22 protein-coding genes are annotated in these 20,585 nt (G+C 44.1%); 12 read left to right on the plus strand and 10 right to left on the minus strand.

The window, feature by feature from the left end:
* Positions 1 to 60 precede the first annotated feature (60 nt).
* The gene (locus AC27EZ_RS10015) at positions 61 to 1,644 is read left to right on the plus strand and encodes a methyl-accepting chemotaxis protein (RefSeq protein WP_487135193.1); all 1,584 of its coding nucleotides are present in this window, start codon (positions 61 to 63) and stop codon (positions 1,642 to 1,644) included.
* Between the two features lie 27 nt (positions 1,645 to 1,671).
* On the opposite strand, the gene AC27EZ_RS10020 is transcribed toward AC27EZ_RS10015, so the two are convergent.
* The 3 genes from AC27EZ_RS10020 to AC27EZ_RS10030 form a co-directional block, all read right to left on the minus strand.
* A complete protein-coding gene (locus AC27EZ_RS10020) occupies positions 1,672 to 3,027 on the minus strand; it encodes an ABC transporter permease (RefSeq protein WP_487135194.1) in 1,356 nt (451 codons plus the stop codon).
* On the minus strand, positions 3,021 to 3,722 hold the full coding sequence (locus AC27EZ_RS10025) for an ABC transporter ATP-binding protein (RefSeq protein WP_487135195.1): 702 nt from the start codon (positions 3,720 to 3,722) through the stop codon (positions 3,021 to 3,023). The genes AC27EZ_RS10020 and AC27EZ_RS10025 overlap by 7 nt, the downstream gene beginning before the upstream one ends.
* Before the next feature lie 131 nt (positions 3,723 to 3,853).
* Complete coding sequence (locus AC27EZ_RS10030; protein ID WP_487135196.1) at positions 3,854 to 4,141, minus strand: YebG family protein; 288 nt, start codon at positions 4,139 to 4,141, stop codon at positions 3,854 to 3,856.
* 260 nt (positions 4,142 to 4,401) lie between these two features.
* Here AC27EZ_RS10030 and AC27EZ_RS10035 point away from each other — a divergent pair, with 260 nt between their 5' ends.
* The 4 genes from AC27EZ_RS10035 (at position 4,402) to rplI (ending at position 6,904) form a co-directional block, all read left to right on the plus strand.
* Entirely contained in the window at positions 4,402 to 5,649 is a 1,248-nt protein-coding gene (locus AC27EZ_RS10035) for a sensor histidine kinase (RefSeq protein ID WP_487135197.1), read from the plus strand.
* Positions 5,650 to 5,785: 136 nt separating this feature from the next.
* Entirely contained in the window at positions 5,786 to 6,187 is a 402-nt protein-coding gene (gene rpsF, locus AC27EZ_RS10040) for a 30S ribosomal protein S6 (protein ID WP_487135198.1), read from the plus strand.
* 11 nt (positions 6,188 to 6,198) lie between these two features.
* On the plus strand, positions 6,199 to 6,426 hold the full coding sequence (rpsR, locus tag AC27EZ_RS10045; RefSeq protein ID WP_012519954.1) for a 30S ribosomal protein S18: 228 nt from the start codon (positions 6,199 to 6,201) through the stop codon (positions 6,424 to 6,426).
* A 25-nt stretch (positions 6,427 to 6,451) separates the two neighbouring features.
* Entirely contained in the window at positions 6,452 to 6,904 is a 453-nt protein-coding gene (rplI, locus tag AC27EZ_RS10050) for a 50S ribosomal protein L9 (protein WP_487135199.1), read from the plus strand.
* A gap of 171 nt (positions 6,905 to 7,075) precedes the next feature.
* Here the strand turns inward: rplI and AC27EZ_RS10055 are convergent, their stop codons facing one another.
* Both AC27EZ_RS10055 and AC27EZ_RS10060 read right to left on the minus strand, forming a co-directional pair.
* On the minus strand, positions 7,076 to 9,541 hold the full coding sequence (locus AC27EZ_RS10055; protein ID WP_487135200.1) for a TonB-dependent receptor: 2,466 nt from the start codon (positions 9,539 to 9,541) through the stop codon (positions 7,076 to 7,078).
* Positions 9,542 to 9,943: 402 nt separating this feature from the next.
* A complete protein-coding gene (locus tag AC27EZ_RS10060; protein WP_487135201.1) occupies positions 9,944 to 10,582 on the minus strand; it encodes an MOSC domain-containing protein in 639 nt (212 codons plus the stop codon).
* Positions 10,583 to 10,710: 128 nt separating this feature from the next.
* Here AC27EZ_RS10060 and AC27EZ_RS10065 point away from each other — a divergent pair, with 128 nt between their 5' ends.
* The 5 genes from AC27EZ_RS10065 to dnaB all read left to right on the plus strand — a co-directional run bounded on the left by AC27EZ_RS10065 (position 10,711) and on the right by dnaB (position 14,989).
* Positions 10,711 to 11,286: an RNA polymerase sigma factor gene (locus AC27EZ_RS10065; RefSeq protein ID WP_487135202.1), complete on the plus strand. Its 576-nt coding sequence runs from the start codon at positions 10,711 to 10,713 to the stop codon at positions 11,284 to 11,286.
* Positions 11,279 to 11,788, plus strand: coding sequence for a hypothetical protein (locus tag AC27EZ_RS10070; protein WP_487135203.1), 510 nt, complete (start codon positions 11,279 to 11,281; stop codon positions 11,786 to 11,788). Before AC27EZ_RS10065 ends, AC27EZ_RS10070 begins: the two co-directional genes overlap by 8 nt.
* Before the next feature lie 11 nt (positions 11,789 to 11,799).
* A complete protein-coding gene (locus AC27EZ_RS10075) occupies positions 11,800 to 12,783 on the plus strand; it encodes a DUF4097 family beta strand repeat-containing protein (protein ID WP_487135204.1) in 984 nt (327 codons plus the stop codon).
* A 202-nt stretch (positions 12,784 to 12,985) separates the two neighbouring features.
* Positions 12,986 to 13,453 carry a hypothetical protein gene (locus AC27EZ_RS10080; protein ID WP_487135205.1) on the plus strand — a complete coding sequence of 156 codons (468 nt, stop codon included), beginning with the start codon at positions 12,986 to 12,988 and terminating at the stop codon, positions 13,451 to 13,453.
* Positions 13,454 to 13,603: 150 nt separating this feature from the next.
* Positions 13,604 to 14,989 carry a replicative DNA helicase gene (gene dnaB / locus AC27EZ_RS10085; RefSeq protein WP_487135206.1) on the plus strand — a complete coding sequence of 462 codons (1,386 nt, stop codon included), beginning with the start codon at positions 13,604 to 13,606 and terminating at the stop codon, positions 14,987 to 14,989.
* A gap of 85 nt (positions 14,990 to 15,074) precedes the next feature.
* Here the strand turns inward: dnaB and AC27EZ_RS10090 are convergent, their stop codons facing one another.
* The 5 genes from AC27EZ_RS10090 to rsd form a co-directional block, all read right to left on the minus strand.
* On the minus strand, positions 15,075 to 16,259 hold the full coding sequence (locus AC27EZ_RS10090) for an OmpA family protein (protein WP_487135207.1): 1,185 nt from the start codon (positions 16,257 to 16,259) through the stop codon (positions 15,075 to 15,077).
* 105 nt (positions 16,260 to 16,364) lie between these two features.
* The gene (locus AC27EZ_RS10095) at positions 16,365 to 16,802 is read right to left on the minus strand and encodes a secondary thiamine-phosphate synthase enzyme YjbQ (RefSeq protein ID WP_487135208.1); all 438 of its coding nucleotides are present in this window, start codon (positions 16,800 to 16,802) and stop codon (positions 16,365 to 16,367) included.
* Positions 16,792 to 17,256, minus strand: coding sequence for a chemotaxis protein CheX (locus AC27EZ_RS10100; protein ID WP_421132759.1), 465 nt, complete (start codon positions 17,254 to 17,256; stop codon positions 16,792 to 16,794). The genes AC27EZ_RS10095 and AC27EZ_RS10100 overlap by 11 nt, the downstream gene beginning before the upstream one ends.
* Entirely contained in the window at positions 17,246 to 17,719 is a 474-nt protein-coding gene (locus AC27EZ_RS10105; protein ID WP_421132758.1) for a transcriptional repressor, read from the minus strand. The genes AC27EZ_RS10100 and AC27EZ_RS10105 overlap by 11 nt, the downstream gene beginning before the upstream one ends.
* 38 nt (positions 17,720 to 17,757) lie before the next feature.
* Positions 17,758 to 18,201, minus strand: a complete 444-nt coding sequence (gene rsd / locus AC27EZ_RS10110; protein ID WP_487135209.1) for a sigma D regulator — start codon at positions 18,199 to 18,201, stop codon at positions 17,758 to 17,760.
* Between the two features lie 138 nt (positions 18,202 to 18,339).
* Between rsd and nudC the strand changes: the two genes are divergently transcribed.
* Both nudC and hemE read left to right on the plus strand, forming a co-directional pair.
* Positions 18,340 to 19,173, plus strand: a complete 834-nt coding sequence (gene nudC / locus AC27EZ_RS10115; RefSeq protein ID WP_487135210.1) for an NAD(+) diphosphatase — start codon at positions 18,340 to 18,342, stop codon at positions 19,171 to 19,173.
* Between the two features lie 257 nt (positions 19,174 to 19,430).
* The gene (gene hemE, locus AC27EZ_RS10120) at positions 19,431 to 20,522 is read left to right on the plus strand and encodes a uroporphyrinogen decarboxylase (RefSeq protein ID WP_487135211.1); all 1,092 of its coding nucleotides are present in this window, start codon (positions 19,431 to 19,433) and stop codon (positions 20,520 to 20,522) included.
* Positions 20,523 to 20,585: the final 63 nt, after the last annotated feature.

The following is a 20,585-nucleotide window of genomic DNA, read 5'->3' on the forward strand; positions in this document are numbered from 1 at the left end:
TATGAAAAAGCGTAACAAGCGCTAATTTTGTAGCATAGAGTTTGATGGAGAGCGCCGCACATGCGTAACAACCAGCCAGTAACGCAACGAGAATATAAATTTCCTACCGATTACCGTTTGATATCGTCGACCGATAGACGCGGCGTGATAAAGCATTGTAATAAAGAATTTATTGAAGCCAGTGGTTTTTCCAAAGAAGAATTAATAGGTAAGAATCACAACCTTATTCGGCATCCTGACATGCCTCCCTCGGTTTTTAAAGAAATGTGGAGTACGCTTGAGTCAGGGCAATGCTGGTTAGGTTTGGTTAAAAATAGACGTAAAAATGGCGATCATTATTGGGTTTCCGCTTTCGTTACCCCAGTGTACGAAGGGAGAGAAATAGTAGGCTATGAGTCGGTAAGAGTGCCGGCGTTAGATGACGAAATAAAGCGGGCTGAAGATATTTATGCGCGTATAAGAACCGGTGGTAGTGCGATGTCTACCACAAGCTTAATGATGCAGAATGCAATACAAGTTTTACCTATGCTACTTACAGGGTTGGCGCTTGTTACTACGTTGTGGTTTACCGCAGGTGGCGTGTCTGCGTTAATCTCTTTGGTTGCACTCTGTATTATGATGTTATGGCAGGAAAGCCATAACCGCGCAAGTTGGAAAAAGGTGATTAACCTCAGCCCAGCGACTTATACGAATAGCATTGTTGCGCAAACGTACTTCCCAGACATAGCCCACGTAGCGCAGGCAAAATTGGCGATAGGGTGTGAACTCGCCAGAACAAGAACGGCACTGACTCGCATAAAAGATGCCTCAGCCGGGCTAGACGCTATATCTTCTACTACTCACGAGCAAGCCGAAACCACTAGTGCTGCCGTGATGCAGCAAAACCAGGCGACTCAGCTTATCGCCACGGCGGTCACCCAAATGAGTCAAGCCATTCAAGAAGTAGCGGAGCGGGTAGAAAGCAATGCACTAAGCGCCGGTACCGCTGCTAAGAATGTACAAACCGGTAACGACAAAGCAGAGCAAGCCATGCAGGCTATAGTGGCGCTGAGGGAAGCGGTAGAAAGTATTTCCGACACCGTTACCGAGCTTGCACAGTCAACGAGCGATATTGGTGAGGCAGCCAGTATTATATCAACCATTGCCGACCAAACTAACCTACTTGCACTAAATGCAGCTATCGAGGCAGCACGTGCGGGCGAACAGGGCCGTGGGTTTGCGGTTGTTGCCGATGAAGTACGCACGCTTGCATCTAAAACGAGACAATCAACCGACAAAATTCACAATATTATTCAAGAACTTGCTGAGCGCTCAGAGCGAGCCGTCAGAGTTTCAACAGAAGGGATGTCATCGGCAGAGCATGGAAGTGCTATTGTTCAAGAGACACGTGGGGCGCTACATGAAATCAATAATGCGGTGCAAGGTATTGCATCTGCAACGGTGGAAATGTCATCGGCGGTTGAACAGCAAAGTACCGTTGCTGAGCATATAAACCAACAACTGGTAGAAGTGGCTGACGGTGCAAAAGAAACACAGCGTTCTTCTGAGGCATCACTGGTTGCAAGTCAAGCGTTAAGAAGAACAGTAGACGAAGTGCATTCATTGATTGTTCGTTTTAATACAAGCAAGCGATTAGGCGATTAACGTTACTGGTCTATTTTGCACTTAGGGCTAGGTTTGGTTGAGCCCTGAGTGCAAGCCTTGCCGGTATGCCGAGACAGCAGGGAAGCATGCAATAATAAGAGTTGCAGCCAGCACGCCTGTTACGATGATTGCACTCTCAATATTGAAAATATTGCCAGACAGATATAGCCCATAGTAATTACCTATCCATTCACTGGTGGTAAACAGCAGCGTGGCAACAACGAGTAAACTTATTACACATCCTGCCAAGCTTACTAATAGCGCTTCTAATTGTATTAAAATAAGCAGCGTTAAGGGCGACGCGCCAATCGTTCTGAGAATAGCCATTTCATGACGACGCTCACGCATGGAGGCGAGCAACATGGTGGTTAACCCAAAGAGAGAGGCAACCACAATGAGCAACGAAATACCCAATAACACCCCCTCAATGTTCCCCATTATGTTCCAAAGTTGTGAAAGCACGACACCAGGTAAAATTGCCGATAGCGGCTCAGTTTTATTTTGGTTTAGTTGATATTGAAGCTGAAGTGCAGCGACCCTATTTTTAAGCCCAAGCATTGCCACACTAACAATCTGTGGGGTGTAGTCCTCTTTGTAATTATCTGAACCTTCTACAACCTTACTTGTATCTTCATGTCTGTGGTGGCTTTCGTGTTCGTGAGAGTGAGACGTTAAATGGTCGTGCTCGTGTGCAGTTACTTCTAAGGTTGGTTTGTTAGGTTTTTTGATGTGCGAAATGGAGGACGTCGCGGTGTCATGCGCCGCATCGAGCCCTTCCAGCGTTACGTAAATCGCTTTATCAACTGGTGTGCCGGTTTTGGCGAGTATACCTGAGACAAGAAAAGGGTGGTTTGCATGTTGTTTAAAAGAAACGTTGCCTAATCCATGAGCCAACACAAGCATGTTGCCGAGATCGTAATTCAAGGCGGCGGCGACATCTGCCCCTAAAACTGCAGAGGACGGGCTGATAAAGTTTTTGCCTCGCGCAATGACCAATGATGTTTTATTTCCATACATAAAGTGCTTGAAGTAAGCGTTGCTAGTACCTACAACACGAAACCCGTTATGTGTATCGCCCAGTGATAGAGGAATGACCCATTCAACCGCTCGGTGCTCGGTTAGCATTTCGATGTTGGAATATGCAATGGCTTTGGTTGGCGAGCCAATTCTAAAAACGGAAGACAAGAGTAGATTAATTTCACCACTTGGTGCACCAACGATAATGTCAACGCCTGAAACGGTTGACGCGAAACTTGATTTCACTTGATGACGGACAGTTTCAACCGTGAGCAACAAACTTACGCTTATGACAATAGATAAAAGCGTAAGTAAAACCGAACTTTTTCGCTGTTTTAAACTGCCTAGTGCGATGGTGGTTAACATGGTGCTTGTTCCCCAAGGCGTATTGCATCCATTGTGGTATGAATATCAAAATAGTGCTTAAGAGATGGGTCGTGGCTAACAAACAACAGCGTGCTGTGTACCGATACTTCTTTAAGTAGCTGCATAAATTTATCGCGAGAAGCGGTATCAAGCGCGGACGTAGGCTCGTCGACGATTAAAATTTCAGGTTCATTAATAAGTGCTCGCGCAATGGCTACTCGTTGTTGTTGTCCTACGCTGAGTGCGTCTGCGCGCTGAGTCGCTATATCTTCAGGCAATTGTAGCGCGCTTAGCAAAAAAGAAAGGCGTGTTTGCGTTACTTGCTGCTGGCCGTTGCCAGACGCAAAGTACACAGCGGCTTCAATGTTTTGATACACCGTTAAATAGGGAATTAAATTAAATTGCTGAAAAACGACGCCAATGTGCCTAGCCCTAAACTTATCTCGTTTACTACCTGATAATGACGAAAACGGGCGACCTAGTAATTGGATATTGCCTGATGTAGGTGTAAGCGTTCCGCACAGCAAGTTCAACAGTGTACTTTTTCCGCTTCCAGATGGCCCAGACAAAAATACGTGTTCACCTTTGTTAATCGACCATTTCGGTACGGATAAGACTGATGATGATGATGGGTAAGTAAAATTGAGATTACTTATTTCTATTGCTGATGTAGACGATAAGGTAGCGCGGCTCACATATGCATCCTGTTAATGTAGCCAAAACAAAAGCGCTCTGACCAACAACGCTGTGTGTATTACGCACACAAGGTTTTGATGACGACAATGTGAAAAGAGTATAACAGCGCTAGGTGTAAAGCTAGCCAACCTTATCCGTTGGCTTTAAGCTTTACCACTTCGGCACTTTCATCTTCCAACACGCTATCTGCAGACGCACCTTTGAAGATTTTTGCTACTTTTTCTTTATTCTTAGACAGCATAATAGTGAGCTCCTCTGCTATCCCTGCATCTAGTGCAATACCTTTTGCCTGAATGTATTCCGCCAAATTGTCAGCGGCTTCAAGCATTTTGTCATATTGATCGGCTTCTTTCTTGTCGGTAGTTACCAATTTTTCTACCCCTTTGTGCGTAACAACATACTGTGTGGTAATGGCCATGGTAGGTCCCCTGTTTATTGAATACATAAAAACTGTACAGCAATTAACTGTATAAATAAACAGTAATTTAAAAAATATTTGTGCCATAAATAATATCGTACTCGTATTATACTTTAGTATAAGTTAGCCAGTTGAGTTACACTTAGTCGTTGCGCTGCGTTACAGCATTAGATCAGTAGTTGATAGAAGCTGAGAGCGTTTTAAAAAATTAGGGAAGGACGCTGTTGACAGTGTTTTTACCATCATAGGATGTATGACAAATGGCAATGAACGAGACCAGCCAACGAGATATTCAAGCAATTGATGCAATCGCGGCCATTCCTCACATAATGCAAATATTGGCTAGTAGTCTAGGGTTGCGTTTTATTTGTGTTGCGAGAGTTACAGAACAAGCATGGACCATGTGTGCAGTGTTAGACAATGCTGAATTTGGTTTATTACCTGGAGACACTTTAGATATAGAAACGACGTTTTGTCGCACAGTTCGCGCAAACGAGAAAGAAATCGTCATTAACCATGCTTCGGCCGACCACCAGTATAGTGATAGCCCTATTCCTAACATGTACGGTTTTGAAAGTTACTTTTCGTATCCTATTTATGATGCTAATGGTGAATTCTTTGGAACACTTTGCGGTTTAGATCCAGAACCTAGGGAACTACGCACTGAGGCCATTCATGGCCAAATTAGTGCTTTTGCAGAACTTATTTCCAATCAAATTTTGTTAAACGAACAGATTGAACGTTCTCGCGTGCAACTCACCGACGTTAAAAACCGCGTCCGCTTACAAGAACAGTATATTGCTATTCTAGGTCATGATATTCGGACGCCCTTGTCCTCCATTCAGATTGGTATTAGCTTTTTGGACGACATAATAAAAGACAGCCAAATAGCGAGTACGGTACAAGTGCCGGTTTTTAAAGCGGTCTCTCGAATGAAAAATAGTGTGCAACGAATGACTCGCCTTATCGAAGATGCCATGGACTTCACTCACAGTCGAATGGGAGAGGGCCTACCGGTAAAATTGGGGGTTGCGTCTGACCTTGCGCAACAACTGAGCTTTACAGTTGAAGAACTAGCCGCAACGTACCCCCAATCCACAATTAAAACGCACTTCGATATTGCACGTCAGTTAGTATGTGATGAAAAGCGCGTATGTCAGCTACTTTCTAACCTACTGAAAAATGCCCTTGTCCACGGCGACCAAGCACATCCAGTTTATGTTAAGATTATCTCCAATCAGAGTGACTTTATACTTAGCGTTCGTAACAGTGGCTCCCCAATTCCTGATGAGTCCAAAACTCGTCTTTTCCAACCTTTTTGGCGTAAAGAAAGCAGCGCTAAAAAAGGGGGCTTAGGGTTGGGGTTGTTTATAGCCTCAGAGATTGCAAAGGCCCATCAAGGCAAACTAAGTGTGTCTTCTGACTTCACAGGGACAGAGTTCACTTTTCGTTTTCCTTTAACGAGGGTTACGTCTGACATTTATGAAAGTGCGTCGCATTCCCTATAAAACATCCCCTAGTTGATTAATGCTTGTGCAAAACAAAAGGTGTGCGTATAATGCGCGCCCTTACAGCCATCCAAATCCGTTCCTTGTCTCCATACAGTTGGCTGTACTGTCGAGGCTACAACCGTAAGGAGCTATAATGCGTCATTACGAAATCGTATTTATGGTTCACCCTGATCAGAGTGAACAAGTACCTGGTATGATCGAGCGTTATACTACTATTCTTAAGCAAGACGGTGGTCAGATTCATCGTTTAGAAGATTGGGGCCGTCGTCAACTGGCATACCCAATTGAAAAGCTGCACAAAGCCCACTACGTACTAGTAAATGCTGAAGCAACTGCTGAAGCTGTTGATGAACTGGAAAATGCTTTCCGTTTCAACGACATTATCCTACGTAACATGGTAATGCGCACCAAGACTGCTGTAACAGAGCCTTCTCCAATGATGAAAGAAGAGCCTCGTCGTGAGCGTCGTGACGATTCTGCTCCTCGCCCAGAGCGCGCAGAAAAGCATACTGAAACCACTGAAGACAACGCTTAAGGAGAACACTCATGGCTCGTTTTTTCAGACGTCGTAAGTTCTGCCGTTTCACTGCAGAAGGTGTGACTGAAATAGATTACAAAGATATCGCTACGTTGAAGAATTACATCACCGAAAGCGGTAAAATTGTCCCTAGCCGTATCACTGGTACAAGCGCAAAATATCAGCGTCAGCTGTCTTCTGCGATCAAGCGTGCGCGTTTCTTAGCGTTGCTTCCGTACACTGATTCACACAAGTAACTGGCGAACTTAAGGGATAGCTTAGATGAATATCATCCTACTAGATAAAATCGCCAACCTTGGCGGCTTGGGCGACCAAGTGACTGTAAAGTCTGGTTATGCTCGTAACTTCCTTTTCCCACAGGGTAAAGCAGTTCCAGCAACTAAAGACAACGTTGAAAAGTTTGAAGCACGTCGTGCAGAACTTGAAGCGAAAATTGCTGAGCAGCTAGCGGCTGCAAATGCACGCGCTGAAAAAATCAACGAACTTGCTGAAGTTACTATTGCAGCACCTGCTGGTGACGAAGGTAAATTGTTTGGTTCTGTTGGTACTCGCGACATCGCTGATGCAATTACTGCTGCTGGCGTTGAAGTTGAAAAAGCAGAAGTTAAACTACCTACTGGTACGCTTCGCGAAACCGGTGAGTATGATATCGACCTACAAGTTCACTCTGACGTAATCACTTCTATCAAAGTGATCATCATTGCTGAAGCGTAAGCGTTGACATTAAAAACAACGGTTTGATTAATCAGGTTTACTGAGACGTCTTACCATTGTATTAAAAGCCTGATTTTGATCTTATTTCAAGTCAGGCTTTTTTGTTTCTAGCGTATAAAAAAAGCCCCTCGACATTGACAGTATTGAGGGGCTTTTTGTCTTTATATTTCCCTAGAATTCATATGATACCGTCGCGCCGAAGGTACGCGGTTGATTTGGGTATGCACTGAAACTACCTGCTTGGATAGGCGGTGGGAACGCCGACAAGAAGTATTCATCATTATTTAAGTTACGAACCCATAGTTTAACACTAACGCCGTTTTCCATTGTTAACCCAGCACTGGCATTTAATGTTCCAACTTCACGGGTAAGCTCTGCAGGAACGTTCTCTACAATCTGCGCTTCACTCTCGTAGATATAGTCGGTACGCACGAATCCATACATGCCGTTATCTAGTTCAAAGTTATACGTTAGACCACCAACAAAACTGCGCTCATGAATACCTGCAGGCATGGTGCCTGATAAATCAGTAGGGCCGTTTATGCCATTTGCACCCTCGAACGAATCATAGATTGGGTCAAGAATGGTTCCACCAAGAGTAAACACTAAGTTGTCGGTAAGACTTACTGTCGAATCAAACTCGATACCTTTTGTAGATTGTTTACCTGCATTTGCCAAAACAAAACCGGTCCCTACGAAGATACTCGATTGGAAACCCTCGATAGTTTGGTCAAACAAGGTGACATTAAATGCACCACGCTTGAACCGTGCTTTTAGGCCTAATTCGTACACCGTAGACTCTTCTGGCCCTGCATATCGTGTACCGTAGCTTTGGTTTGCTCGGGTAATACCTGCAGATTCAAGTGCCTGTTGGTCAGTAGCAAATGGACGAGTATCTCTTGATAGGTTCCAAGACGATGCTTTGAAGCCAGTAGCCGCAGTGGCAAAAACGTTTATGTTTTGATTAACTTCATAGGCTAAACGAACATTCCATGTTGTCTTGCTGTCGTTAGTGTTTCCCGACTCTACGTTATTAGGGAAGGTAAGTTGAGGCGGTAAAAACTGTACGCCTTTGAGTGTCGGTATAAATGGCTGTACATCTGGAATAAATGACATTGGTACACCAAATACCGTAGGATCGGTATCAAAATCTATCGACGACAGTGCCTCATTGTTTACTGATGTTACTGAAACGTCTTTTTCATCATCGGTATACGCCAAACCAACGGTTGCTATTAACTTGTCGGTAAGATCATAGTCAACAGTGGCAAACAAACTGAAGGCATCATTTTTCTGTAGGAAGTTACTCGCAATAAAATTGTCTGCGGCAAAGAAGGTATTACGAGGCTGAGCGTAAAAGTCTTCTGTAAGCTCAAGCAGTGGCTGTAAGCCTAATACATTAAAGTACGGACGAGTTCCTGGCCCATAATTAAGCACGTCGCCAGTATCAACTTCTTCAGAGAAATAGAAACCGCCTACCATCCAGTCAAATTGATTATCACCAGTAGAGGTTAACCTAAATTCTTGCGTGAAGGTGTCAATATCGGTTTCGCCAGCCTCAGTTAAAATGTCTAACGAGGTGTAATCTACATCGACAAAGTAATCACTTTTGTTATTTCTAAATGCGGTAATTGAGGTCAGTGTGAAGCTGTCGTAATCCACATCAATTTGAAGCGATATGCCGCCATCTTCTACGGTGTTGCTTGGATCTCTATTTAATGCCGATTTGAACTCAAATTGGTCTTCAACATCAAGCACTGTTCCGCCAAGTGCCCGCACTGCTGCCGTTGTTGGGCCGTTGATTACATCAGCCACGGTACAGCAACGTTCATCAATTTCACTGTAGTCGGCGATAAATCGAATTCGCGTACTTTCTGTTGGCTCGTATAAAGCCTGACCGCGAATGTTCCATCTGTCGCGGTTGTTCATATCGTCAAGGCCAACAACGCTGTCGGTGTAACCATCGCGCTTGTTGATACCGCCAGAGAGACTAAATGCCAACTCGTCGGTAATTGAATTCGTGTAGTAGCCTTTTAGTAATCGTTGATTATAATTTCCGATACCGGCTTCTATCTTACCCTCTTCAGCAAAAGATGGCCCTGCAGTTCTCACACTTATAACACCTGCTGAAGCATTTTTACCAAATAATGTACTTTGCGGGCCGCTTAACACTTCCACTTGTTGAAGACGTGGTAGGTCACCGATTTGAGCTGCGGCACGAGAGCGGTATACCCCATCGATAAAGACACCAACGGAAGGCTCTATTCCGGTATTATTCGTGCCATTACCAAAACCACGAATAGAGAAATTAGTATTACTAGAGCGTTGTAGTGGTGTAACACGTAATGTTGGGACTAGCGCTTGTAAATCCTGAATATCAAGAACCTGAGTTTGTTCTATATCTTCACCACTGGTTACCGTAACCGCAATAGGGGTCGCTTGCAGCCCAGTTTGTCTTTTCGACGCGGTGATAAGAATCTCTTCATAAAGCCCATCATCTGCTTGCTCAGTTTCTTGAGTTTGGGACGGTGTGGACTCTTGTGCTGTAGCGACACTTGCGCCACCGATACCTAGCGTTAATGCAATAAGTAAAGTCAGCGGCTTTCGTTTAAAGAAAGGAAGGGGGTGTTTTTCCATGTGCGTTCTCTTAGATATTGTTGTGTTTCTTATTATTAACCCGCCAATCAAGCATACTGCTTTACATGCCAGCGAAGGACGAATGCGTATAAGTACCTAATCTACCGTAAAAGCGCGTAATGTAAAAAGGTTGTTAACATTTAGTTAAGTTATATTGCGAATTCGATTTAAGTGATATTCATAAATACTCGCATAGGGCAGTTGCCCTACTGTAAGTTAGTGAATAAATCGATGAATACTCAGTTTTAAAAAATAATGGCGTAAACGAAGTGGGTATTGAAGAGTTTTTAGGAAAGGTGCATCTGAGTAAGTGCAGGTGATATTGATAATAAAAATACCGCCAAACGTCGCCGTAACGCACTCGTTTGGCGGTATTTATCGCTCATGTGCTATTGCACCTTTTTAACGACGGCTAATTTTTTCACACTTTTGACGCCACTCGTCGTCGAGGATGGCTAACTGAGACAGTGTGCTCGCCAGGGCTTTATCTGTCTTAGTATGTGCACATTGCATAAGCGTTTGAATGTTAACCGTGTCGTTTTCTCGATGAAGTAAACGTACGTCATCTCCCACCTTGATAACGCCCGTTTTTAATACTCGATAATACCAGCCTGTTATACCGCGCTCACCGACGAAGCGATCTAAATTAGCAATGTTATAGCGTTGATTGATTTTGTTGCAGGGCGCGCGAGGCGCGCTAACTTGCAATTCTACATTACCGAATTGCCAAATGTCGCCAATGAATACGGTTGTGTCGTCCATACCATCAACGCTAATGTTTTCACCAATTGTACCAGGTAAAAAATCTCCCTCAGGGAAGTGCTTCTTGATTGTGAGATAGTTTATCGGGCTATATTGATGCAGCACTTTTTCTGGACCACCATGCAAGCGCTTGTTGGTTTGTGTATCTTCATCCGTATGGGTTGAATGAACAGTAAGGGCGTTGACCGGCGTCTTTACAATGCTGGTTTTGGCGCCTCGTGGGCCAAGTGGCGCCGGACTGCCAGCGAAAAGCGCATCAACCGTAAACTGAGTGAGCATTTATTTTCTCCTAAAAAGTTTTACGGATTTAAACCTTTTTACTATAGGGTACGACTAACACTTTAACACTAACAAATAGTTAAGCCGAAACAATATTAAACGGCTGGCAACGTACTGGTGAAAATTACATGGAACCTATCCAACAACGCGCAGTACATCGTGCTTCTGTGTTTGGTTTGAGTGATGAAGACTGCTGTATATCTGCTGCAAAAGCGGGTGACAAGGAAGCGTTTAAATCTCTCTACGATAACCATATAGGCAATGTCTATGGCCTGTGTTACCGCCTTACAGGCGACAAAGGTTTAGCAGAAGATGCAGCGCAAGAGGTATTCATTCAGCTTTGGAAGAAACTGAATAATTATCAAGGTCAGAGTAAGTTTTCTACGTGGCTTCATAGCGTTACCGCCAACATCACAGTGTCTTATATGCGTAAACAACGTAACTGGATGCAGCGTATGTTTGCACTAGAGACAAGTAGCGCGATGTCGCTACCTTCTGAAGTATGCACTACCGACGTGGATTTAGAGACGCTGGTGCTTAGACTTCCAGAGCGCGCACGAATGGTGTTTGTACTTCATGCTATAGAAGGTTATCGCCATGAAGATATCGCCACGATGCTAGACATGGCGGTTGGTTCAAGCAAGGCGCAGTTTCATCGCGCCAAGCAATTGCTAAAAATGTGGATGGGGTGTGACGATGAGTAAATTTGAACAGAAGCTAGAAGAAAGTATTGCATCATTACCATCTGCAAAGCAGCCTGAACGGGACTTATGGAGGGGCATCGAACTGGGTATTGAAGCGCAACACCAAGACGCTAATAAAGAGGTTATCACACCTTTTGTATCACACAGGCAATGGCTCGCGCTCGCGGCAAGCGTCTGCGTCGTTACCCTACTTTGGTTTGCGATTCCTTCCGTGTTCACACCGGTAAGTAATGAAACAACGAATTACGCGGTTATTGAAAAGATGAGCCAGCAACAGCAAACGCAGGTCAACCGTTTATTAACCAGTTTTGAACGTACCCCAGCGCTTACCGAAGATTGGCAAGCGCAACTAAACGAATTAGATGAGGCTGCAAGCGCAGTAAAATTAGCGTTAAAGAATGACCCAAATAATAAGGCGTTAATTCGTATGCTTCATCACGTATATCAACAGCAAATTGCCCTGATTGAGCGAGTGCACGCGCCCAAATGGCAACAAATATAAGAGGCTACACTATGTTATTTACAACCTTTAAACGTCCGATTCGCGTGCTTTCAAATACGCTTATCACTAGTACACTTTTACTTTCAGCGTCTGCTTATAGCGGCGAAAAAATTGATAAAACCTTAGATACTTCGTCGTCACCTAAAATAGATATTCAACATGTAAATGGTCAAGCTGATATCCGTGTTTGGGATAAACCCCAAGTAAAAGTGACGGGAGAATTAGGCGACAGTACCGAAGAGTTTACCTTTGAACAGCAGGGCGATGTTGTTGTTATCCATGTCGAAGTAGAGCGGGCTAAAAAAGGTTGGTGGGGCAAAGACAATGAAGGCGATGAGTTGGTTATTTATGTCCCTGCAAACAGCGACGTTGATTATAGCGCCGTGAATGCAGATGTTCGACTTGATGGAGTACGAAATGGTGTCGATATCGACGTGGTGAACGGCGATGTGTCGCTTAATAATGTAGCACAGCATATTGATGTTGAATCGGTTAATGGCGATTTGTCACTAACGTCTGTTGAAGGTCGAGTGAATGCGGAAACCGTCAATGGTGAAATAGCACTGCAGCATAAGGGAAAAGAAGCAATATCGGTGGCGTCGGTAAACGGGCGAATGAAGGTGGAGACAACCAGCGCAGACGTATCGGTTGAAAGTGTAAATGGCAGGATAGAGCTAGCGCTATCGCATATTGATATGCTTAGAGTGACTACCGTAAATGGCCGTATAGACGCAAATTTAGTGCTGAATGAAAATGGCACAGTCAAAGCCAGTTCGGTGGGCGGTGCGATGGACTTCAATTTTCAAAAGGACGTGTCTGCACAATTTGATATTGAAGCGCATGCGGGCGGCGATATCATAAATAAACTGAGCAAAGACGAAGTGAAAGAGCCAAAGTACGGGCCAAGCAGCTGGTTGCGCTTTACCAATAATGGAGGACGAGGGAACGTTGATATCTCCACCGTTCACGGCCGCATTGCGCTAGACCAAAAATGAATGTCTTATAAATAGGTTAATTCATTTATTAGCTTGAAAAATAACTATTAGGCCATATTTTCCTATTAAGATGTGGTGCGGCTACTGACAATAAATACAAAACAGATTGTTGGTACTCGCATCATTTTTAGCGTAGCAATTACATCGGTGAAACCGATACGGTTCGGTCCTACGTTAGAAATAATGAACGAGGAGAAGATAGGTGAAAGTGGTACATCACGTAAAACGTTTCTGGCGTTTTCACGGTCTAATAGCTGCAGCAATTACCCTTAGTGCGGTTACGCTAGGTTGCGCGGTAAAAGAGCCTGCTTATTTTGAGGGAACATGGATAGTCACTGACACTTATCAGCAAGGTGGTAGCGCTATCGATAACAATAGTTCCTTGCTGTTAGGGCGCTCTATTCAGTTATCGCAAAGTAACGCACAGCTCAATCAAGCGCACTGTGATTCACCCATCTATCATGTAACCTCACTAAACACAGAGCAATTTGAAACTGCTTTTGCGATGCCGAGTAGCAAGCTTGGGTTCGATGACGGGGCAATAACACACGTTACCCTTGAATGTGCCAACCACACACCTAAATTTGGCTCAGAATTCTTGTTTCAGCCATACAGTTTTGCTTATATCTCAACGGACGATGCCTTTTTTAAGGTTGAAAAAGCACGTTAAATCTCTTTGTTAGGAGTAAGAGAAACGCGTACTTTTTAAAGGAGATTAATTAAACAACTGAGCATCATTATCGATATACTTTGTTGTTCAGTGTCGCACAAAAGCGCATAATGGTAAGATAATGTTTTTTCAATCTTACAGGTAAATGTAGTGGCGTTCCCTTCGCAAGGCGATAACAAGATAGAGAAATTGAAGGTTCCTCCTCATAGTATTGAAGCGGAGCAGTCGGTTCTTGGCAGCATGCTTATCGACCCTGAAAGCTGGGATAAAGTCGCCGAACTCGTTACCGATAGCGACTTTTATAATCGTTCCCATCAAATTATTTACCGTGCGATAACGCGATTACTTAACAACAGTAATCCGGTCGACCTTATTACTGTTTCAGAAGAATTAGAGCGACACGACGAACTAGATGATGCGGGCGGGTTTGCTTATTTAGGGGAACTTGCAAAAAATACCCCTAGTTCTGCCAACGTTGTGTCTTACGCGCAGATTATTAGCGAACGGGCTATTACTCGTGAACTTATTGGTGTCGCCCATGAAATTGCTGAGGTTGGATATAACCCGGAAGGTCGTGACAGTGCCGATATACTCGACTTAGCCGAGAGTAAAGTATTCGAAATTGCTGAGCGTCGAACCGGAGAAAATGAAGGCCCTCGAAATGTAGAGGCTGTGTTAGGCAAAACGATAGACCGCTTAGAAGCGCTGGTAAAGACGAATAAAGAAGTTACCGGTGTCACCACGGGTTTCACCGATTTAGACAAGAAAACCAGCGGCCTTCAACCTTCAGATTTAATCATTGTTGCGGCACGTCCTTCCATGGGTAAAACCACCTTTGCAATGAACCTGGTTGAAAACGCCATGATGGCTGAAGAAAAGCCGGTACTTGTGTTTAGTTTAGAAATGCCTTCTGAACAAATCATGATGCGTATGCTGGCATCGTTGAGTCGGGTTGACCAAACCAAGATCCGTACCGCTCAGTTGGATGACGAAGATTGGGCAAGAATTTCAAATACAATGGCCATGCTGAAAGATAAAGACAGCCTATTTGTTGATGATTCGTCAGGCTTGACCCCCATGGACGTTCGAAGTCGTGCTCGAAAACTTGCAAGAGAGCGTGGCGGGATAAGTCTTATCATGATTGATTACCTTCAGTTAATGCGCGTCCCTTCGTTAAGTGATAACCGTACCTTAGAAATTGCAGAAATCTCGCGATCACTGAAAGCACTAGCAAAAGAATTAGAAGTACCCGTCGTGGCATTGTCGCAGCTAAACCGTACACTAGAGCAGCGTGCTGACAAACGTCCGGTAAACTCAGACCTTCGTGAATCAGGTTCAATCGAGCAGGACGCCGATTTAATTATGTTTATATACCGTGATGAGGTTTACCATGAAAACAGCGAGCATAAGGGTATTGCAGAAATTATTATCGGGAAGCAGCGTAATGGCCCGATTGGTACCTCACGACTTACGTTCCAAGGTCAGTTTTCGCGTTTTGATAATTATGCTGGGCCAGCACTAGCAGATGATTATTAAAATGAGACGTCGCGCTCACGGGTAACGTAAAAAATATAGATAATAAAAAAGGCGCCTTAGGCGCCTTTTTTCGTTTTAGTTACTATTACTTTTCTTCAGCAACTTTTACTGTACCGCTTACTGTCACTGAAATGCGACGGTTTACGCGATGCGCTTCAGCGTTTTTAGCTGTATCTAGCAGCTGTGTTTCACCGAAACCTTCAGTTTCAAGACGACCTGCGTCGATACCGTACATATCAACCATTACGTCTTTGAAAGCAGCCGCACGGCGCTTAGAAAGAGCCATGTTGTAAGATGCTGCACCTGGCGCTGAAGTGTGACCTTCAATGATTGCTGTTGTGCTTGGGTATTCTTTCATGAATGCCGCAAATTCAGAAATCTCTGGATCACGTGGCGCTTTCACTACCGCACTTTCGTTGTCAAAAAGAACACGTAGAGTAATTTCTACAGACTCTTCTGCGTAAACTGTACACCCTTTAGCGTCAACTTCTACACCAGCAGCAGTATCAGCACACATATCTTTGCTATCTACTACGCCATCGTTGTCACTGTCTTTGATTGCACAGCCCATAGCATCTACTGTAGTGCCAGCAGGTGTGTTTGGACACTGGTCAACGCTGTTCATTACGCCGTCGTTATCGTTGTCTACACTACAACCGGTAGCATCAACACGAACGCCTGCGGGTGTCATTGAACACTGATCGCGGCTATCAACTACGCCGTCGTTGTCGCTGTCTTTCGGTGCTGCTGGCGTACTCTTACCGAAAGGAACAGCAAAACCAAGTTTAATGCTGTAGTCGTTATAGTCTTCGCCAAAGTCATGATATGCAGCAATTTCAGTTACGATTCTAACTGAATCAGCAACATCCCAGTGCTTACCAATACCAATGTTACCTAGTGTAGTCGATTCAAATACTGCTTGGCGCTTAACACCACCAAACACGTACCATGCATCGTTTGGCATGAAGTATAGTGCATCTACACCTACCATTTCGCCAATATCGCTATTACCGCCAACGTAGTCTAAATCTAGTGAAGTAAACTCGGCACGCGCTGCCCACGTTTGGGTAAAACGAAAACCGTATTCGAAGCTAATGCCTCGGCCGTCATCTGCCACACCTTGATTAAGAGGGCGAGATACGTCAGTGTTGTAGTACATACCTGAAAGGCCAAGCCAATGTTTGTATTCTGGTTCAGCACTTTCTTGTGCAAATGCTGATGTAGATAGTACAGCAAGGGATAGCGCTGCTAGTTTAAAGTGTTTTTTCATAGTCACATCCTGTTTAACGTTGAGTGATTATCGGATTATTTTGATAATTCTGATTTGTGCTTAACCCGTTATCATAAGCACGTTTAATGCCATTTTTTATATGGGCTAAGAAACGGTCCCTTGTAATGTGGCAATGATTTTACGTCGACCACCGTTATTACGGTGTTCACCGAGTATGATACCCTGCCACGTGCCAAGTGCAAGCTTCCCTTGCTGAATTGGCAAAGATATTTGGCATCCTAGCAAACTTGACTTGATATGCGCGGGCATATCGTCACTGCCTTCATAGGTATGTATAAAATAGGGCGTGTCTTCTTTTACGCTATTATTGAAGTATGACTCCATATCTTGGCGCACAGAAGGATCGGCATTTTCATTAACAGTTAGGCTTGCACTTGTGTGTTGAAGCCATAAATGAAGCAAACCTACCTCAATGCTATTGAGCATAGGCATCGCTTCGATAACGTTGTCAGTAATAATGTGGAAACCGCGAGAATAAGAGGGAAGTACAATGGTTTCTGACTGCCACACACTATTTGTCAAAGCAAATTTCCAAGTGCGCCAGCCCCTCATCACACATGAATGGAAGAATTATTTTGGCACCGTCGACTTGATGGCTAATAGAATGTTGGTGGCCCGATACGACAATAGGTGTCGCCATACCAAACTCAAACCCTCGTTCGGCCAAATCGCGCTTCGCGTTACCACAAATCATATTGGTTACTTCGCCGACCATGTCAGCCACTTCAGCGTCTAGCTTCTCAGGACGTTCGCCTACCATTCTTTCCATAATAGTAAGTGCGAGTGACTCGTCGAAAGTAATCGACATCGAGCCGCGTACATCCGGACCGACCATACCAATTAAGCCTGATACGTCGCCTTTTGCGATATCACTTTGCTTACGTTTAGGTTTGCCTGGCGTCAATTTTGTTTGTGCCATGGTCTCTAAAACGTTCAACAGCCCTGAAATAAACGGGTTTACGAATTCAGCATTCATGTGAGTGCTCCTTGATGGATGTATCTTCCGTTTGTTGACAATCAGCGCAAAGTCCATGTGCTTCTATTGTTTGTTTCAGCACGCGAAATCCGTGTGCTTCTGCTTGGCTATTCAATGTATCTTTAAGCCCTTCGGACTGTATTTCAGCCACATCCCCACAGCTATCGCATATTAGAAACTGGACAGGGTGGTGACATCCGAAATGATAACATGCAACGAATGCATTGGTAGACTCTAGTCGATGAATTAAACCAAAATCGAGAAGAAAATCTAGCGCGCGATAGACAGTGGCGGGTTTTGCCCCTGACTCTGTTTCTTTTAACGCATCCAAAAGCTCATAGGCGCCCATCGGGCCATGCTTCTCAATCAGAATGTCGTATACTTTCTCTCTGAGAGGGGTAAACCTTGCCCCTCTTTTTTCACAGTACTCGCGAGCCTTGTGTAGTAACGTAGCATTATTCATTTAAAGTAACCGTTGTTGTCCTTCAGCAGGCTCGAGCGCTATGCATGTTCGTGCATACATGCAATCAATCTGTCTTCTAGTGCAAAACGTTCTTCTAGTGTTTCACCCAGTGAAGCCAGCGCATTATCAAACTTAGCTGCTTGTTCTGTAGTAACTGAATCAACGAACGTGTCGTTAAAAAGCAACGCCTCGTCGGTCGTCTTTACCAACGCTGATTCTAAGTTTTCGCGTAGTTGTTGCGCTTGTGTGTTGTTTCCGACAAGCATATCAAAAACTTCAAAATGACCAGCGGAGAGATAATCCACTAAGATTTCACAAAATGTCGTGATCGAATTTGCTTCAGGCAACGATTCACCTTGGTCATTTAAGCCTGCTAAATTGCAGTAGGCTTTTATCAAGTCTTGTCTTTCTAACAACCAATTATCTACAGCTTTACTTTTGCCGCCCCATTTGGCTGTGCTTTTTTCTACTTGCTGTAACATTTAATATCCTTAGCGGCTTATCGCGCTAGTATGCGAAAGTACAGTATAACATCGACGTAACATGACACAAATAACGCGCACTTGTTACTTTTTATATATGTTAACCTATCACACAGACCGTTTCGGGAGTATAGACAGATGATGATAAAGCGTAATGAGGACCACGTAATCCGCACTCTTGGTACGTGGGTGATATTTAGTAAAAGCCGTGTCATTGTCAAAATTGGCGAAGCGCGTGTTCCGCAAGATAACTTTACGGCCTTTCCTTTTCTAGATGAATATAAAGAAGATATTTACGAGTTGCCACCATTAGGCGATTCGTCGCCATCCTCACTCCCTACGTTTATTGTTGATTTAGGCGCAGAAATTGTAGAACACGATGAATTTGAGGCAATTCCATTACGTAATTTATTGTTTTCTCAGCAAGACATGGCTTTTACGGTCATAGGCAGGGCATGGCAATATGTACATTTTTTGCGTACCCATCGTTACTGCGGTCAGTGTGGCTCACCCACAGAGCGTATTAATTGGGAAATGGCAGTACATTGTCACACCTGCAACCATCGTAGTTACCCTCGGGTATCACCTTGTATCATTGTTGCAATTCATGACCAAGAACGTATTTTACTTGCCCGCGGTGTTAGGCACAAAGAAGCCAACATGTATTCAACGCTTGCAGGTTTCGTCGAAAGCGGAGAAAGTCTAGAAGAGGCTGTGCATCGAGAGGTATTTGAAGAAGTTGGCGTTAAAGTAAAAAATATTGAGTACGTAGACAGCCAGCCTTGGCCGTTTCCACATTCTTTGATGGTCGGGTTTATTGCGCAATATGATGGTGGTGAAATTCGCTGCCAGGAAAATGAAATAGATGATGCGCAGTGGTTCGATATTGATGCGCTTCCTACTATCCCCCCTAAGGTATCTATTGCAGGGCAACTTATTGCGAGAACCGTGTCTCTTATTAGTGACAAATAAAAAACCCTGCCAAGGCAGGGCTTCAATTCGTTTAGCACGGTCCCGTTATCGGGCTTCTTCTTGTTACGGTATATAGTAATAGCAAACCCTTATTTTGAGCGCAACCTCTTTTTTTTAATTATTTACAAGTGGCGTTCATCTTTAAAATTCTACGTTATACCGTATGTAGTAATTATTACTCAGCTTTTTCACCCACTGTCAGATGAATACTGATATAATTCGCGCGATTAAATTTTTGTATTTAGGTGAGTGTATATATGTCGCAACATAATGATAGTGTTAATAAACCCGCGTTAAAGAACGACCGTTACTTACGTGCTTTGCTTAAACAGCCGGTTGATATGACACCTGTATGGATGATGCGACAAGCAGGTCGTTATCTTCCTGAATACAAGGCTACACGAGCCGAAGCCGGCGATTTCATGTCATTGTGTAAAAACGCTGAATTAGCGTGTGAGGTGACATTGCAGCCGTTACGTCGTTTTCCCCTAGACGCAGCAATACTTTTTTCAGACATACTTACTATCCCTGATGCAATGGGCTTAGGGCTTTATTTCGAGACGGGAGAAGGCCCTCGTTTCAAAAACCCCATTACCTGTAAAGCAGATGTGGATAAAATAGGGTTGCCTGATCCTGAAGGCGAGCTTCAGTATGTGATGAACGCGGTGCGTACTATCCGTAGAGAATTAAAAGGTGAGGTACCATTAATTGGTTTCTCTGGAAGCCCTTGGACACTTGCAACCTATATGATTGAAGGTGGTTCAAGTAAGGCATTTACTAAGATTAAGAAAATGGCTTTTGCTGAGCCGGCAATTTTGCATGCATTACTTGAAAAACTCGCTGACTCAGTGACCGAATATCTTAACGCCCAAATCGCTGCCGGTGCACAGTCGGTTATGATTTTTGATACATGGGGCGGAGTACTGTCGCCACGTGATTATAAAGAGTTCTCGCTACAATATATGGCGCGAATCGTTGATGGTCTCACACGTGAGAGTGACGGTCGCAAAGTACCTGTAACCTTGTTTACCAAAAATGGTGGCATGTGGCTTGAGTCTATCGCGGCGACAGGGTGTGATGCTGTTGGACTCGATTGGACTATCGATATTGCTGACGCAAGAAAACGTATTGGCGATAAAGTGGCACTGCAGGGAAATATGGACCCGTCTATGCTGTACGCTTCACCTGAACGTATAGAACAAGAAGTCGGTACCATTCTAGAGGGCTACGGCAATGGCAGCGGACATGTGTTTAACCTTGGTCATGGTATCCACTTGGATGTACCGCCTGAAAATGCAGGCGTGTTTGTCAATGCGGTGCATAAATTAAGCACGCCATATCACAAGTAATACAGGTAACGAGCACCCTTCATGCCTTTGTGAAGGGTGTATTACCTTTAATAAGCAATGCTC

The sequence above is a fragment of the Alteromonas sp. 4NH20-0056 genome (assembly GCF_057539655.1).

Excerpts from the sequence above, each read along its gene's own strand:
- AC27EZ_RS10030 (WP_487135196.1), bottom strand. The coding sequence starts at position 4,141 with ATGGCCATTACCACACAGTATGTTGTTACGCACAAAGGGGTAGAAAAA.
- AC27EZ_RS10090 (WP_487135207.1), bottom strand. The coding sequence starts at position 16,259 with ATGAAAAAACACTTTAAACTAGCAGCGCTATCCCTTGCTGTACTATCT.
- AC27EZ_RS10035 (WP_487135197.1), top strand. The coding sequence starts at position 4,402 with ATGGCAATGAACGAGACCAGCCAACGAGATATTCAAGCAATTGATGCA.
- AC27EZ_RS10055 (WP_487135200.1), bottom strand. The coding sequence starts at position 9,541 with ATGGAAAAACACCCCCTTCCTTTCTTTAAACGAAAGCCGCTGACTTTA.
- nudC (WP_487135210.1), top strand. The coding sequence starts at position 18,340 with ATGATGATAAAGCGTAATGAGGACCACGTAATCCGCACTCTTGGTACG.
- rpsF (WP_487135198.1), top strand. The coding sequence starts at position 5,786 with ATGCGTCATTACGAAATCGTATTTATGGTTCACCCTGATCAGAGTGAA.
- AC27EZ_RS10105 (WP_421132758.1), bottom strand. The coding sequence starts at position 17,719 with ATGAATAATGCTACGTTACTACACAAGGCTCGCGAGTACTGTGAAAAA.
- rsd (WP_487135209.1), bottom strand. The coding sequence starts at position 18,201 with ATGTTACAGCAAGTAGAAAAAAGCACAGCCAAATGGGGCGGCAAAAGT.
- AC27EZ_RS10060 (WP_487135201.1), bottom strand. The coding sequence starts at position 10,582 with ATGCTCACTCAGTTTACGGTTGATGCGCTTTTCGCTGGCAGTCCGGCG.
- hemE (WP_487135211.1), top strand. The coding sequence starts at position 19,431 with ATGTCGCAACATAATGATAGTGTTAATAAACCCGCGTTAAAGAACGAC.
- AC27EZ_RS10075 (WP_487135204.1), top strand. The coding sequence starts at position 11,800 with ATGTTATTTACAACCTTTAAACGTCCGATTCGCGTGCTTTCAAATACG.
- AC27EZ_RS10065 (WP_487135202.1), top strand. The coding sequence starts at position 10,711 with ATGGAACCTATCCAACAACGCGCAGTACATCGTGCTTCTGTGTTTGGT.
- rplI (WP_487135199.1), top strand. The coding sequence starts at position 6,452 with ATGAATATCATCCTACTAGATAAAATCGCCAACCTTGGCGGCTTGGGC.
- AC27EZ_RS10100 (WP_421132759.1), bottom strand. The coding sequence starts at position 17,256 with ATGAATGCTGAATTCGTAAACCCGTTTATTTCAGGGCTGTTGAACGTT.
- AC27EZ_RS10020 (WP_487135194.1), bottom strand. The coding sequence starts at position 3,027 with ATGTTAACCACCATCGCACTAGGCAGTTTAAAACAGCGAAAAAGTTCG.
- AC27EZ_RS10070 (WP_487135203.1), top strand. The coding sequence starts at position 11,279 with ATGAGTAAATTTGAACAGAAGCTAGAAGAAAGTATTGCATCATTACCA.
- rpsR (WP_012519954.1), top strand. The coding sequence starts at position 6,199 with ATGGCTCGTTTTTTCAGACGTCGTAAGTTCTGCCGTTTCACTGCAGAA.
- AC27EZ_RS10015 (WP_487135193.1), top strand. The coding sequence starts at position 61 with ATGCGTAACAACCAGCCAGTAACGCAACGAGAATATAAATTTCCTACC.